General features: G+C 70.9%; 12 protein-coding genes. 8 read left to right on the top strand and 4 right to left on the bottom strand.

Features of this window, described 5'->3' with window-relative positions:
* Nucleotides 1-204 precede the first annotated feature (204 nt).
* Nucleotides 205-528: a nuclear transport factor 2 family protein gene (locus ACIRPK_RS25805; RefSeq protein WP_403042192.1), complete on the bottom strand. Its 324-nt coding sequence runs from the start codon at nucleotides 526-528 to the stop codon at nucleotides 205-207.
* Nucleotides 529-697: 169 nt separating this feature from the next.
* Here ACIRPK_RS25805 and ACIRPK_RS25800 point away from each other — a divergent pair, with 169 nt between their 5' ends.
* Nucleotides 698-1,126: a DUF6325 family protein gene (locus ACIRPK_RS25800; protein ID WP_403042189.1), complete on the top strand. Its 429-nt coding sequence runs from the start codon at nucleotides 698-700 to the stop codon at nucleotides 1,124-1,126.
* Nucleotides 1,127-1,137: 11 nt separating this feature from the next.
* The gene (locus ACIRPK_RS25795; RefSeq protein WP_403042188.1) at nucleotides 1,138-1,479 is read left to right on the top strand and encodes an SHOCT domain-containing protein; all 342 of its coding nucleotides are present in this window, start codon (nucleotides 1,138-1,140) and stop codon (nucleotides 1,477-1,479) included.
* 107 nt (nucleotides 1,480-1,586) lie between these two features.
* Here ACIRPK_RS25795 and ACIRPK_RS25790 read toward each other — a convergent pair whose 3' ends face one another.
* Together ACIRPK_RS25790 and ACIRPK_RS25785 are read right to left on the bottom strand one after the other, a co-directional pair.
* Nucleotides 1,587-3,110, bottom strand: coding sequence for an aldehyde dehydrogenase family protein (locus ACIRPK_RS25790; protein WP_403042185.1), 1,524 nt, complete (start codon nucleotides 3,108-3,110; stop codon nucleotides 1,587-1,589).
* A 167-nt stretch (nucleotides 3,111-3,277) separates the two neighbouring features.
* Nucleotides 3,278-4,102 (bottom strand): terpene cyclase, encoded by an 825-nt coding sequence (locus ACIRPK_RS25785; RefSeq protein ID WP_403042183.1) that lies wholly within the window; start codon nucleotides 4,100-4,102, stop codon nucleotides 3,278-3,280.
* A 408-nt stretch (nucleotides 4,103-4,510) separates the two neighbouring features.
* On the opposite strand from ACIRPK_RS25785, the gene ACIRPK_RS25780 reads away from it, so the two are divergent.
* The 3 genes from ACIRPK_RS25780 (at nucleotide 4,511) to ACIRPK_RS25770 (ending at nucleotide 9,244) form a co-directional block, all read left to right on the top strand.
* Complete coding sequence (locus ACIRPK_RS25780) at nucleotides 4,511-7,438, top strand: ATP-binding protein (protein WP_403042180.1); 2,928 nt, start codon at nucleotides 4,511-4,513, stop codon at nucleotides 7,436-7,438.
* 112 nt (nucleotides 7,439-7,550) lie between these two features.
* Complete coding sequence (locus ACIRPK_RS25775) at nucleotides 7,551-8,612, top strand: aldose epimerase family protein (RefSeq protein ID WP_403042177.1); 1,062 nt, start codon at nucleotides 7,551-7,553, stop codon at nucleotides 8,610-8,612.
* A gap of 44 nt (nucleotides 8,613-8,656) precedes the next feature.
* Nucleotides 8,657-9,244 (top strand): helix-turn-helix transcriptional regulator, encoded by a 588-nt coding sequence (locus ACIRPK_RS25770; protein ID WP_403042174.1) that lies wholly within the window; start codon nucleotides 8,657-8,659, stop codon nucleotides 9,242-9,244.
* On the opposite strand, the gene ACIRPK_RS25765 is transcribed toward ACIRPK_RS25770, so the two are convergent.
* Nucleotides 9,234-10,385, bottom strand: a complete 1,152-nt coding sequence (locus ACIRPK_RS25765; RefSeq protein WP_403042172.1) for a globin domain-containing protein — start codon at nucleotides 10,383-10,385, stop codon at nucleotides 9,234-9,236. The genes ACIRPK_RS25770 and ACIRPK_RS25765 overlap by 11 nt on opposite strands.
* A gap of 314 nt (nucleotides 10,386-10,699) precedes the next feature.
* Between ACIRPK_RS25765 and ACIRPK_RS25760 the strand changes: the two genes are divergently transcribed.
* The 3 genes from ACIRPK_RS25760 to ACIRPK_RS25750 all read left to right on the top strand — a co-directional run bounded on the left by ACIRPK_RS25760 (nucleotide 10,700) and on the right by ACIRPK_RS25750 (nucleotide 13,988).
* Nucleotides 10,700-11,983 (top strand): extracellular solute-binding protein, encoded by a 1,284-nt coding sequence (locus ACIRPK_RS25760; protein ID WP_403042170.1) that lies wholly within the window; start codon nucleotides 10,700-10,702, stop codon nucleotides 11,981-11,983.
* 113 nt (nucleotides 11,984-12,096) lie between these two features.
* Nucleotides 12,097-13,092: a carbohydrate ABC transporter permease gene (locus tag ACIRPK_RS25755; RefSeq protein WP_403042168.1), complete on the top strand. Its 996-nt coding sequence runs from the start codon at nucleotides 12,097-12,099 to the stop codon at nucleotides 13,090-13,092.
* Complete coding sequence (locus ACIRPK_RS25750; protein ID WP_403042166.1) at nucleotides 13,089-13,988, top strand: sugar ABC transporter permease; 900 nt, start codon at nucleotides 13,089-13,091, stop codon at nucleotides 13,986-13,988. Before ACIRPK_RS25755 ends, ACIRPK_RS25750 begins: the two co-directional genes overlap by 4 nt.
* The last annotated feature ends 44 nt before the right edge of the window (nucleotides 13,989-14,032 follow it).

Genomic DNA, 14,032 nt, shown 5'->3' with positions numbered 1-14,032 from the left:
GGGGCTCGGGGAACTGCGACGCCGGCCTCGGAAAAGGTGATCCGTGCGTAGGCGGTCAGGCACTTTCGCAGTGACCCCGGCGCCAGATCTCCTCGCAGTTCCCCGAGCCCCTAAGTAGTTGACGGTTGAGCGCCTGCCTAGAGCGCAGCCCCGCGCCCCTGGACAGTGCAACTGAGCGCCCTGCCCACGGCGCAGCCGCGAGTGTCAGGCCTGGCCCGTCTCGAAGCGGCTGATCAGGCCGTCCCGGACGGCGAAGCGCCAGGCGGTGCGCATCTCGCCCCAGGTGTCGTTGCGGTAGGTGGCGACCACCGTGCGGCCGTCGTCCTTCTCGGACTGCACCTCGATGTGCCCGCGCGAGGAGAAGATCTCCCGCTCGGTCCAGTCGGCGAGGTCGCGGTCCGTGCCGTCGTCGGCCATGGTGGCGTCCGGGGTGAGCGCGGCCTTGAAGGCGGACCGGTCGTTGGCGTTGAGGGCGGACAGGAAGGTCCGTACGGCCGGGTCGGAGAGCTTGTCGATCTGGATGGTCATGGGTCCTTCTCCAGGGGAGGGATGGCTGTCGGAGCCAGCGAAACACTCCGCCCCGGGCGGTCCCGGTGACCTTGGGCCGTCCGTGGCGTGCCGCGACCTGCGGCCTTTTCATCCTTTGATGTGCTTTGATCCAGTTATAGGGGGATTCGCTCACCGAAGGGAGCCCTGGATGGGGCCGGCCGAACTGCTCGTCCTGACGTTCCCGCAGGAGACCATCACCGTCGAGGCGGTGAAGGCGCTGGGGCAGCTGCGCACCACGGGCAACATCCGGGTGATCGACTCACTGGTCGTCACCCGGCACGCCGACGGCGAGGCCACCTACGGCGAACTCGCCGACTTCGAGCACCTCCAGGGCGTGGTGCCGGCGGACCTCGACGAGTTGGCGCTGATCGGTCCGGAGGACGCCCAGGAGGCCGCCGAACTGCTGGAGCCGGGCAATGTCGCGCTGCTGGTGCTGATCGAGCACCTGTGGGCGCAGGCCGCCGCCGAGGCGCTGCGTGCGGTCGGCGGCCGGATCGCCACCGGCGTGCGGATCCCGCCGGAGCACATCGACGAGGCCGTGCGGGCCGCCGAGGCCCGCGTCGCGGCCGGACAGTAGAGGAGGACGTCGTGTTCCGACCCATGCGCCCGATCCGGCCGATCCGTGTCGTCCGCCCGGTGGGAGCCCCGCTGGTGCGGGGTCTGGTGGTCGGCGGTGCCGCGTACGCGGCGGGCAGGAGCGCCGCCCGCTCGTCCCGCGACGAGCAGGACCAGAACGCCGCCATCGCCGACCTCCAGGCCCAGCAGGCCCCGCCGCCCGTTTACCAGGCCCCGGCCTACCAGCCGCCGCCGGCGGCCGCGCAGCCCGACTTGGCGTCCAAGCTCACCGAGTTGGGGCAGATGGTGCAGCAGGGCCTGCTGACCCCGGAGGAGTTCGCCACCGCCAAGGCCCGGCTGCTGGCCTCGGGTTGATCGAGGGCCGGAGCGCGCGCCGGGGGAGTGCTCCAGGAGGTGGCAGGGTGGTGTGAAGCGCAGTGGGGGCGCTCGACCAGTGGCCGAGCGCCCCCCGGGTCGGCGGGCTAGAAGAAGCCGAGCGCCTGCGGGGAGTAGCTGACCAACAGGTTCTTGGTCTGCTGGTACTGCTCCAGCAGGGACTTGTGGGTCTCCCGCCCGATGCCGGAGTTCTTGTAGCCGCCGAAGGCGGCGTGGGCCGGGTAGAGATGGAAGCAGTTGGTCCAGACCCGCCCGGCCTGGATCTCCCGGCCGGCCCGGTAGGCGGTGGAGCCGTCCCGGGTCCAGACGCCCGCACCGAGCCCGTACGGGGTGTCGTTGGCGATCGCGACCCCGTCCGCGAAGTCGTCGAAGCGGGTGACCGAGAGGACCGGGCCGAAGATCTCCTCCTGGAAGATCCGCATCCGGTTGTCGCCCTCGAAGACGGTCGGCGTCACGTAGTACCCGTCCGTCAGGTCGCCGCCCAGGTCCGCCCGTTCGCCACCGGTGAGCAGCTTGGCGCCCTCGGCCTGGCCGATGTCGAGGTAGGAGAGGATCTTGGCGAGCTGGTCGGCGCTGGCCTGGGCGCCGATCTGGGTCTCGGTGTCCAGCGGGTTGCCCTGCCGCATGGCGGCCACCCGGGCCAGGCCGTCGCCGAGGAAGCGGTCGTAGATGCCGGACTGGATCAGCGCCCGGCTCGGACAGGTGCAGACCTCGCCCTGGTTCAGCGCGAACAGCGCGAAGCCCTCCAACGCCTTGTCGTAGAAGGCGTCCTGATCGGCCGCCACATCGGCGAAGAACAGGTTCGGGCTCTTGCCGCCGAGCTCCAGCGAGACCGGGATCAGGTTGGCGGAGGCGTACTGCATGATCAGGCGCCCGGTCGAGGTCTCGCCGGTGAAGGCGATCTTGCGGACCCGGGGGGAGGAGGCCAGCGGCTTGCCGGCCTCCTCGCCGAAGCCGGTGACCACGTTGACCACCCCCGGGGGCAGCAGGTCGGCGGTCAGCTCCATCAGCTGCAGCACCGAGACGGGGGTCTGCTCGGCGGGCTTGAGCACCACGGCGTTGCCGGCGGCCAGCGCGGGCGCCAGCTTCCAGACCGCCATCAGCAGGGGGAAGTTCCACGGGATGATCTGCCCGACCACGCCGAGCGGCTCGTGGAAGTGGTAGGCGACGGTGTCCTCGTCGAGCTGGGAGAGTCCGCCCTCCTGGGCGCGCAGCGCCCCGGCGAAGTAGCGGAGGTGGTCGACGGCGAGCGGCAGGTCGGCGGCCAGCGTCTCCCGGACCGGCTTGCCGTTGTCCCAACTCTCGGCCACCGCGAGGGATTCGAGGTTGGCCTCGATCCGGTCGGCGACCCGGAGCAGGATCAGGGCCCGGTCGGCGGGCGAGGTGCGGCCCCAGGCGGGGGCGGCGGCGTGGGCGGCGTCCAGGGCCGCCTCGATGTCCTCGGCGGTGCCCCGGGCGACCTCGCAGAAGGTCCGGCCGGTCACCGGAGTGGGGTTGTCGAAGTACGCGCCCCGGACCGGGGGCGTCCACTGCCCGCCGATCCAGTGCTGGTAGCGGGAGTGCAGGTCGACGACGCTGCCGGGTTGACCGGGAGGCTGGTAGACCGTCATGAACGGTGGTACTCCTCGCTGTTGGAAGGCGTACCCGGGCCGGCGGGTGGCGGCCCTGGGCGGGAACCGACACGTGCGAGGGTCACGACTCGAACACTCGGAGTAGTGACCCGTGCGGAACCCTAACCCCGTGACGGCCCGGCCGCCACGGTGCCTTCCGGCCGGTCTCAACCGGCCAGGTAACGACCGGTCCTGGCCTCCCAGCGGAGGTAGCCGGCGGTCCAGGCGGCCAAGCCGTCGGCGTACCGGTGCGCGGAGTGGCGCTCGGTGGTCGTGAGACCCAGTAGACTGTAGATCTCGGGGAGTTGGCCCATCAGCTCGGCGAACCGGTGCACCATGAGCTGGGCTTCGGCCATCACCACCGAGGCGGCTTCGTCGGCCGGGCAGCCGCGTTCCCGCTGGACGATCATCACCAGGTTGGCGACGTCGCCCCGGGCCAGTTCCTGGGCGTAGGAGCGGACATCGTTGGAGAGCGAAGGTATGTCGGCGGCCAGCTGCCGCAGTTGACGCAGTACTGGATGGTGCAGCACCGCCTGCGGCACCTCGAACCGGCCGAGGCGTTCGACCATGTCGAAGATGGTCTCCATGGCCGCCGTCCCCCGACGGAGCATCAGATAGCCCTCGCGGTCCGGGAGGCGGCTGGATATCCGGCCGGCCGCCTCGGCGGGATGGCAGGCGAAGTACCACTCCCAGTTGTACGCCGCCCTGGCCCGCCAGCGGGCGGACATGCCCTGCAGGCTGCGCCGCCAGAGGTCGGCGAAGGCGCGTTCGGTGGGGGTGCTGCCGAGCGGGCGGGTGCTGTGGATGATGGCGGTGAGGCGTTCGCAGATCGCCGCCACCCGTTCCGGCTCCCGGCCGAGGGCCTCGTCGAACTGGTCGTCGAAGAGGAAGTAGAAGCCCATCAGGTCGGCCGCCAGGTCGAGGTCCTCGGGGCTGCTCTCCGGGTAGGTGAGCGCGGCGAGTTCCGGGACTTCCCAGCGGGCATATGCCAACTCACCGGTGGAGGCAGCGAGTTCGCGGTGGCGATGCAGCCATTCCTGGTGGTGCTGGGTCGCGTGGGACTGGTGGGGGTTTCGACGGTGGGGGAACGGAAGCTCGAGTGAGCATTCGTCGGACATGGGACTCCCGGCGCTCGGTTCTGTGCGTGCTCTTGGCGCTCTCCACGGCTCTGTAGGAAGCCTTTGCGCCGTATACGTGCTGAAGATCAGCGGCGCCCCGTTCGGGGCGAAGAGTATCTGATCTGATCATCAGACGTCAGGGGTACCAAGGGATTTGCCCCCGGCGTCGGCACCGAACCCTGAACGGGCACTCCAGCCTGCGCGAACGCGCGCCACGGGGGCGGCCACGGTACTAGTCTCGCAACAGGTGCATGGGACGGGTGCGAAGCGGAGGCTGGGGCAGTGGTCGATCATCAGGGCGGGGCCAGGAGCGGTCGCCTGCGCGAGCGGGACGAGGAGTTGCGGACCGCGGAGCAGGCGCTGGACCGGCTCTGCCAGGACTTCGAGGCCGGTGGCACCGAGATCGGCGAACTCCTCGTGTACGCGTCGCCCGCCGGTCTGGGCAAGACGGCGGTGATGGACCACGTCCGGCGCCTGGCCAAACTCCGGAAGACCTGCACGGTGCTCTCCGGCCGCGGCGGCGAGCGGCAGATCAAGGAGCCGTTCCACGTCCTCAAGCAGCTGTTGCTGCCGGTGCTCGGCGGTCTCACCGAGGCGGAGCGCAGCGAGGTCTTCGGCGGCTGGTACGGCATCGTCGGCCCGGCGATCGGCCTGGTCCCGCCGTCCGGCGAGGTGGAGCAGCTCGACCCGCAGGGTGTCCGGGACGGCCTGGACTACGTGCTCACCCAACTGGCGCCGCGCCGAGCGCCGTTGGTGATGATGGTGGACGACCTGCACTGGGCCGACCAGGAGTCGCTGACCTGGCTGGCCTCGTTCTCGGTCCGGGCCAGGCACCTGCCGGTGCTGCTGGTCTTCGCGCACCGCAACGAGTTCGAGGAGGAGGGCCGCAGCCTCCAGCAGCAGATCGAGAGCCAGGCCACCCGCCGGCACGTGCTCCGGCCGCTGAACCCGGCCTCGGTCAGCGAGCTGGTCCGGGACGAGCTGGGCGCGGAGGCGGAGGACCTGTTCTGCCGTCAGGTCTGGGCGGTCACCCGGGGCAACCCGTACGACGTGGCGGTGCTGCTGCGCGAGGTCAAGGAACAGCAGCTGGAGCCGTTCGAGGAGAACGTCCAGCAGTTGCACGACCTGGCGGCCGCCGCCAAGGGCATGACGATGGACTACTGGCTGGAGAAGCTCGGCGCCCGGGTGATCCGGTTCGCCTGGGCCTGCGCCCTGCTCGGTACCGACATCAAGCAGAACCTGGCCGCCGCGATCTGCGCGCAGAGCCCGGCCGAGGCGGAGGAGTCGGTCCGTCAGCTGCGCCGCCACCACGTGCTCACCACCGGGCCGAACGGACGGCTCGACTTCGTCCACCCGGTGATCGGCACCTCGATCTACCAGACCATGCCGCCCAGCACCCGGACGGGCATGCACGGCATCGCGGCCACCGCGATCGAGAACTCCGGCGGCTCGCTGCTGGACGCCTCCCGGCACCTGCTGGAGACCCACCCCGAGGGCGACGACCTGATGGTGGCCAAGCTCCGGCAGGCCGCCACCGAGCACCTGGCGATCGGCGCCCCGGAGGCGGCACTGCGCTGTCTGCAGCGCGCCCTGTACGAGCCGCCGGACGAGGACGTCCGGGCCGAGGTGCTGTTCGAGGCGGGCAGCGCCGCGCTGCTCACCGACCCGCTGGCCACCGTGCACCAGCTCAAGCAGGCCCTCGCGCTGGAGCCGGGCCTCAGCCCGGAGAAGCGGGTGGACGCCACCTTCCGGCTGTCCGAGGTGCTGGCGCACTCCGGCGAGCTGATCGAGGCGGCCGAGGTCTGCCGGATCGAGGCCGAGCGGACGGCGGCGGGCCCCGACCGGCTGCGGCTGGAGGCGCTGCACTTCATGTGGATCGCCTGGCAGCGCGACGAGGCGGACGGCCCGGAGCGGTCCCGTCGGCTGGCCGCGCTGGACGGCCGGATCAGCGGCCAGCGGAGCCCCGAGCGGGCCGTCTACACCCTGCGGGCCTGGGACTTGACGCTCCGCGGCGAGCCTGCGGGCCGGGCGCTCGGCTTCGTCGAGCAGGCCACCGACGCGGGCCGGCTGCCGGAGGGCCTGGGCTGGCGGAACACCACCTGGGGCTTCGAACTGCCCGCCATCATCGGCCTGACGTACACCTACACCGACCAGCTGAACAGCGCGGAGAAGCTGTTCGCCGAGGCGATCACCGAGTTCGAGGTGGCCGGCTGGAGCGGTGCGCACCGGGGCTTCTCGTACTTCCTGATGGGCCTGGTCCGGTTCCGGCGCGGGCTGCTCGCCGAGGCCGAGGACTTCCTCCGCCGGGGCCTGCGGCTGTCCGAGCGGATCGCCCCTGACCTGCCGCTGCAGTGGGACGTGGTCGGCGTGCTGTGCGACACCCTGCTGGCCCGGGGCCGGGTCACCGAGGCGTGGGACCTGGCGCGGAAGTACCACTTCGAGCCGCCGTACCACCCGACCGCGATGGTGCTGCCGGACGCGCCCACGCTGTACGGCAAGCTGCTGCTGGCCAAGGGCGACCGGGCCGGCGCGATCGAAGTGTTCCGCTCGGTCGGCGCCCAGCTGACCAAGCGCGGCTGGTTCAACCCGGTCTGGGCGCCGTGGGCCGGTCAGCTGGCCCTCGCCCTGGCGCCCGACCGGCCGGAGGAGGCCCGCGCGATGGCGGCCCAGGCGATGGAGTGGGCGGACAAGTTCGGCACCGCCTCGGCCCGCGGTACCGCGTTCCGGATCCAGGCGGCGGTGTCGGACGGCCAGATCGCGGTGCCGCTGCTGGAGGAGTCGGTCAACCTGCTCACCCAGTCCCCGGTCAGCTACGAACTCGCCTGTTCGCTGGTCGATCTGGGCACCGCGCTGGCCCGTACCGGTCGGCTGACCGACGCGGCCGAGTACTTCTACCAGGGCATCGAGCTGGCCCAGAGCTGCGGCGCCGACGTCCTGGTCGCCCAGGCCAGGCGGGAGCTGGCCAGGACGGGGCTGCGGCCGAACCGGCTGCGCACCCTGAGCAAGGAGTCACTCAGTCAGCACGAGCGCAAGGTGGCCGAGTTGGCCGCCAAAGGCGTCCCGCCGCAGCGGATCGCCGATCAGCTCAACGTCCAGCTGAGCCTGGTGCACCGGCGGCTGGCCGCCGTCCACCGCAAGATCGGCACCGGCCCCGAGGGCCTGGCCGAGGCTCTCGGCCTGCCCCGCCCGGAGTCGGAGGACACCGACTGACCGGCCAGGTGCCCGGTCCGATCCGGCGCGATGGGCCGGACAGCCCCTAGGCTGTGGGCAGACGACCGGATCGCACCGGGTCGGACAGAGCTCGCACCAGGAGGAACGGTTCATGGTGGCCCAGCAGACCGAGGTACGGCGGGAGCCCTTCGACGCGTCCGGCGCGGGTGCGGCGATCGAACGCTGGACGCTGCGCAGCGACCGGGTCGAGGCCACCGTGCTGACCCTGGGCGCCACGCTGCACGGCCTGACCGCGCCGGACCGGGCCGGCCGCCCCGCGCAGATCCTGCTCGGCACCGAGGAGTTGACGGGCATCCTGGGCCCGGCCCGGCACTACGGCGCCACCGTCGGCCGGTACGCCAACCGGATCGCCGACAGCCGGATCACCATCGACGGCGAGGAGTTCCCGCTCGCCCCCACCGGGAACGGCGTCACCCTGCACGGCGGTCCGGACGGCTTCGCGCACCGGATCTGGAGTGCCACCGAGATCCCGGGCGGCGTCCGGCTCCAGCTGCACAGCCCGGACGGCGACCAGGGCTTCCCCGGCGCGCTCGACGTCACGGTCGGGTACACCCTGGACGGCGCCACCCTGACCATCGCCTACCGGGCCGTCACCAGCCACCCCACCGTGGTCAACCTGACCAACCACGCCTACTTCAACCTCGCGGGTGAGGGCAGCGGAGACGTGCTCGGCCACCTGCTCACCCTGGATGCCGACGCGTACACGCCGGTGGACGCCCGGCAGATCCCGCTCGGCCCGTACGAGCCGGTGGCCGGCACCCCGTTCGACTTCTGCACCGCCCGCCCGGTCGGCAAGGCGATCGACGACGACCACCCGCAGCTGACGGCGGCCGGCGGCTACGACCACAACTGGGTGCTCCGGGAGCGCAGCGCGGACGGCACGCCGACCCGGGCCGCCTTCCTGGAGGACCCGGACAGCGGCCGCACCCTGGAGCTGCTGACCACCGAGCCGGGGCTGCAGGTCTACACGGCCAACGGCTTCCACGGTGCGGTGCGCGGCCCGAGCGGGGTCCCGTACGGGAAGTACGCCGGGATCGCGCTGGAGACCCAGCACCACCCGGACTCGCCGCACCACCCCGACTACCCGAGCACCGTGCTGCGGCCGGGCGAGGAGTTCCGGTCCACCACCGTGCTGCGGCTCGGCGTCGGCTGATCCGCATGGACGGTGTCGGGGCAGCAGCGGCGGGGAACGCAGGTGTGCACCGCGCACTGGCCGTCCCGGCCCGCCGGGCGCTGCTGGCCGAGCTGACCTCGGCCGCCGGGCCGCTGGAGGCCCAGCAGCTGGCCGCGACGCTGGGCCTGCACCCGACCACCATCCGGCACCACCTGACCGCCCTGGTCCAGGCCGGCCTGGTCACCGTGTCCCGGCACCCCGGCACCGGCCGGGGCCGCCCCAAGCTGCGCTACGCGGCCGCCCCCGCCCACCAACAGCTGGACGCCTACCGGGAGTTGGTCGAGATCCTGGCGCACGGCTACGGCCGGCTCGGCGCCACCCGGGCCGGCCGCGACTGGGGCGCCGGGCAGCCGCCGGACGACGCCCCGCTGGCCGACCGGGTCCGAGCCGCCGCCGAACGCTGGGGCTTCCGGCCCGAGCCGGGCCCGGACGGCGAACTGCTACTCCGGGACTGCCCGTTCCTCCGGACCGCGGAGCGGCACCCGGAGGTGATCTGCGCCGTCCACCAGGGCCTGTTGGACGCCCTGGCGGACGGTCAGCACATCGTCCGGCTGCACCCGTTCAGCGCGCCGGGCGTCTGCACCGTGACGATCGGGCCGGTCAGCGGCTAGCGAGCCAGAGGTCCGGACCGAAGACCTCGTAGTGGATCGCCCCGGCGGGGATGCCCCGGTCGAGGAGCTGGGCCCGGGCGGTGCGCATGAAGGGGAGCGGGCCGCAGAGGTAGGCGCGGACGTCGTGGGGGAGGTCGACGGTGCCGAGGTCGACCCGGCCGTCCTGGTCCTCGTACCAGCGGTGCAGGGTGGATCCGGGCAACTCGGCGGTCAGGGTGGTGAGTTCGGCGGCGTGGGCGTGGTCGGCCGCCGAGCGGTCGCCGTGCACCGCGACCACCCGGCGGTCGGAGCCGGTACGCACCAGGTGGTCCAGGATGCCGATCATCGGCGTGCAGCCGATCCCGGCGGAGGCGAGCAGCAGTGGGGCGTCGCCCTCGTCCAGGACCAGGTCGCCGAAGGGGTGCGAGACCTCGATCGGGTCACCCTCGCGGACCGTGGTGTGCAGGTGGCCGGAGACCTCGCCGTCGCGCTTCACGGTGATCCGCCATTCGTCCCGGCCGGGCGCGGCGGAGAGGCTGTACTGGCGGATCTGCCGGGCCCCGTCGGGGAGCTGGACGGCGACACTGACGTACTGGCCGGGGCGGAACGCGGCGACCGGCCCCCCGTCGGTGCGGCGCAGGGTGAAGGAGAGCGCGTCGGCGGTCTCCCGGGTGCGGCCGGTGACCGTCATCGACTGCCAGACGTCGCCCGGCTCCAGACCGGCCTCCAGGTACAACTTGGCTTCCAGGGCTATGAGTTCATTGGCCATCAGCCAGTAGACCTCGTCCCAGGCGGCGGCCACCTCGGGGGTGACGGCGGTGCCGAGCACCTCCACGATCGCGGCGAACAGGTGGGTGTGCACCACCTCGTACTGGGCCACGGTGACGCCGAGCGAGGCGTGCTTGTGGGCGATCCGGGCCAGCATCGCGCCGGGGCGTACCTCCGGCTGCTCGACCAGCATGGTGGCGTAGGCGGCGATCGAGCCGGCCAGGGCGCGGGGCTGGTCGCCGACCGCCTGGTTGCCCCGGTTGAACAGGTCGCGCTCCAGCTCGGGGTGGGCGGCGAACAGCTTGGCGTAGAACAGCGGGGTGATCTCCCCGATGGCCCCACCGACGGCGGGCAGGGTGGCGCGGACGGTCTCGGTCGACTGCGGGGAGAGCACAGGTTCCTCCAGAAACGCTGACGCGGACGGCTGCGCTCTCAATATAAATGACGTACATCATTTAAAAAGGGGGCCGGAGGTCCCGCCCTCGGAGTCGCGTCGGCCGACTACCTTGCGGCAACGTCCAGGACACGTGGACGTAACGATCCCCGGTTCTTGCAGAAACTTGCTGCAAGACCTTTCGACGGCGGTTGCATCGCTGTTACGTTCCTCCCCAAGCCCGACGGCCTGCAACGGCGCAGTCGGCGTGGGACAGCCATTATGCGCCGTCCACCTCCATCCCGGGCACCCCCACCTTTTCCCTAGGAGTTCTCATGCGGCGTGGCATCGCGGCCTCTGCCCTCGTTGCGGCCCTCGCGGTCACCATGGCAGCCTGTGGCAGCAGCGGCTCCGGATCCGATGACAAGGCTGCTGACGGCCCGGTCACCATCACCTACTGGGACACCTCCAACGCCACCAACGAGGCGCCGAACTACGAGGCCCTGGTCAAGAAGTTCGAGGCCGCCAACCCGAACATCAAGGTCAAGTTCGAGAACGTGCCGTTCGACCAGGCGCAGAACAAGCTGCAGACCGCGATGGGTGCCACCGGCGCTCCGGACGCCTTCCGCTCCGAGGTGGGGTGGACCTCCGCGTTCGCCAAGGCCGGCTTCCTGGAGCCGTTGGACGGCACCCCGGGGATGACCGACAAGGCCGCCTTCCAGGCCAGCCTGATCGAGCAGGCGACGTACGAGGGCAAGGTCTACGGCGCCCCGATCGTCACCGACACCCTGGGCCTGCTCTACAACAAGGAGCTGTTCACCAAGGCGGGCGTCACCAAGGCCCCCGCGACCTGGGACGAGCTGAAGACCGTCGCCGCCCAGGTCAAGGAGAAGGCCGGGGTGGACGGCTTCTTCCTGCGCGCCGGTGACGGCTACTACGCCATGCCCTTCCTGTACGGCGAGGGCACCAACATGGTGGACGCCAAGGGCAAGAAGATCACCATCGGCTCGCCCGAGGCCGTCAAGGCCGTCGAGACCTACAAGTCGATGTTCACCGCGCCCGGCACCGCCAAGGCCGACGTGACCACCGACAGCTACGCGCACATGATGGACGCCTTCAACACCGGCAAGGTCGCGGCGATCATCCAGGGTCCGTGGGAGATCACCAACATCTACAAGGGCGCCGCCTTCGCCGACAAGAACAACCTCGGCATCGCGGCCGTCCCGGCCGGCTCGGCCGGCAAGGCCGGTGCCCCCACCGGCGGCCACAACGTCTCGGTCTACGCCGGTGCGGACAAGGCCCACAAGGCCGCCGCCGAGAAGCTGGCCGGGTTCCTCACCTCCGCCGAGAGCCAGACCTTCCTGGCGCTGAAGAACTCCACCCTGCCGACCCGCACCGACGCGTACACCGCCGAGGTCAAGGCCAACCCGGGCATCGCCGGCTTCCAGGCGATCCTGACCGCCGCCCAGCCGCGCCCCGAACTGCCCGAGTACAGCTCGCTGTTCGGCTCGATCGGGACCAACCTCGGCAAGATCGTGCAGGGCCAGAGCAGCACCCAGGCCGGCCTGGACGCCACCGCCGTCGACTACCTGAAGCTGCTCCCCGGCTTCTCGAAGTAACCAGCCAGCCGTCCGGGCCGCCCACCTGACCGAGGTGGCCCGGGCGGCCGTTCCCGTACCGACAGCAGTCACCGCCCCGAGCCGCGGCGGACCTCCCGAAAAGGTGTCAACTCATGGCAGTCGCCGTGCAAGGCGCGCCCAGCAAGGGCAGCCACGACCCGCGCCCCGGCCTGGTGGCACGCGTCAAGCTCTCGTACAGCAAGCACTGGTACGCCTACGCGATGGTCGCGCCGGTCGTCATCGTGCTCGGCGTGCTGGTCGGTTACCCGCTGATCAACGGTTTCTACCTGACCCTGACGGACGCCAACAGCCTCAACTCGGCCCGCACCATCGGGGTCAAGGAGATCCCGGCCACCTACGAGTTCATCGGCCTGCACAACTACGCCGACATCCTCTGGGGTCCTGGCTCCTACGACCGGTTCTGGTCGCACTTCGTCTGGACCATCGCCTGGACGGTCATCTGTGTGACCCTCACCTACTCGACCGGTCTGGCGCTCGCCCTGCTGATGAACCAGCGGCTGCGCGGCCGCAGTCTCTACCGACTGATGCTGATCCTGCCGTGGGCGGTGCCGACCTTCGTCACGATCTTCTCCTGGCGGCTGATGCTGGCCGACGGCGGTGTGGTCAACGGACTGCTCGGCTCGCTCGGCCTGCCCGAACCCGCCTGGCTCTCCGACCCGTTCGCGCAGAAGGCGGCAGCCATCCTGGTGAACACCTGGGTCGGCGTGCCGTTCATGATGGTCTCCCTGCTCGGCGGGCTGCAGTCGATCCCCGACGAGCTGTACGAGGCCGCCGAGATGGACGGCGCCACCGCCTGGCAGCGGTTCCGCCACATCACCCTGCCCGGCCTGCGCACGGTCTCCTCCACGGTGGTGCTGCTCGGCGTGATCTGGACCTTCAACCAGTTCGCCGTCATCTTCCTGCTGTTCGGCAACGGCGCCCCGGACGCGCAGATCCTGGTCACCTGGGCCTACCGCCTGGGCTTCGGCCAACAGCCGCGCGACTACGCCCAGTCGGCCACCTACGGCGTGCTGCTGCTCTCCATCCTGATCGTCTTCACCAGCTTCTACCGTCGCTGGCTGGCCCGGAACGAAGAGGCTTCCCGATGACCGCCACCATCGAAGAGACCGTCAAGACCCCCGCCCCGGCGTCCCGTCCGGCCAAGGTCCGCCGACGCGGCGAGAGCACGCCGCTGGTCCGCGCCCTGTCGCACGGCGCCCTGGTGATCGCCAGCCTGGTCGCCCTCTTCCCGGTGGTGTACATCGGCTTCATCTCGCTCGGTCCGGACAAGATGGACTACCTGCACCCCGGGCAGATCTTCGACAAGATCACCTTCTCGAACTACTCCAAGGTGCTGTTCGAGACCGACTTCGCCACCTGGTTCCTCAACTCGGTGATCGTGGCCGGCGGCACCACCGTGTTCGGCGTACTGGTCGCCGCCACCACCGGCTACGCGGTCTCCCGGATGCGCTTCGCCGGGCACCGCCAGCTGATGTGGACCCTGCTGGTCACCCAGATGTTCCCGATCGCGGTGCTGATCGTGCCGATGTACACGATCCTCTCGGCGCTCAAGCTGCTGGACGGCTACACCGGCCTGATCATGGTCTACTCGGCCACCACCGTGCCGTACTGCGCCTGGCTGCTGAAGGGCTACTTCGACACCATCCCGATGGAGATCGACGAGGCCGGCCGGGTGGACGGGCTCAGCCCGTTCGGCACCTTCTGGCGCCTGATCATCCCGCTGGCCCGCCCGGGCCTGGCGGTGGCGGCCTTCTACTCCTTCCTCACCGCCTGGGCCGAGGTGGCCTTCGCCTCCACCTTCCTGCTGAGCTCCGGCAAGTACACCCTGGCGGTCGGTCTGCAGACCTTCGTCAGCCAGTACGAGAGCCAGTGGAACCTGATGGCCGCCACCTCGGTGCTGATCGCACTTCCCGCAGCCCTGGTCTTCTACCTGGTACAGCGTCACCTCGTGGCCGGACTGACCGCCGGCGCGGCCAAGTCCTGACGCTTCGACGTACCGTCAACTCAGCACCCGCCTCCGTCTGTTGC

The sequence above is a fragment of the Kitasatospora sp. NPDC101801 genome, from assembly GCF_044766665.1.
Lineage (GTDB): Bacteria > Actinomycetota > Actinomycetes > Streptomycetales > Streptomycetaceae > Kitasatospora.
Note: the sequence above shows the minus strand (reverse complement) of the source record. Positions and strands in the feature narration are given on the sequence as shown.

Excerpts from the sequence above, each read along its gene's own strand:
- ACIRPK_RS25750 (WP_403042166.1), top strand. The coding sequence starts at position 13,089 with ATGACCGCCACCATCGAAGAGACCGTCAAGACCCCCGCCCCGGCGTCC.
- ACIRPK_RS25760 (WP_403042170.1), top strand. The coding sequence starts at position 10,700 with ATGCGGCGTGGCATCGCGGCCTCTGCCCTCGTTGCGGCCCTCGCGGTC.
- ACIRPK_RS25800 (WP_403042189.1), top strand. The coding sequence starts at position 698 with ATGGGGCCGGCCGAACTGCTCGTCCTGACGTTCCCGCAGGAGACCATC.
- ACIRPK_RS25790 (WP_403042185.1), bottom strand. The coding sequence starts at position 3,110 with ATGACGGTCTACCAGCCTCCCGGTCAACCCGGCAGCGTCGTCGACCTG.
- ACIRPK_RS25755 (WP_403042168.1), top strand. The coding sequence starts at position 12,097 with ATGGCAGTCGCCGTGCAAGGCGCGCCCAGCAAGGGCAGCCACGACCCG.
- ACIRPK_RS25775 (WP_403042177.1), top strand. The coding sequence starts at position 7,551 with ATGGTGGCCCAGCAGACCGAGGTACGGCGGGAGCCCTTCGACGCGTCC.
- ACIRPK_RS25805 (WP_403042192.1), bottom strand. The coding sequence starts at position 528 with ATGACCATCCAGATCGACAAGCTCTCCGACCCGGCCGTACGGACCTTC.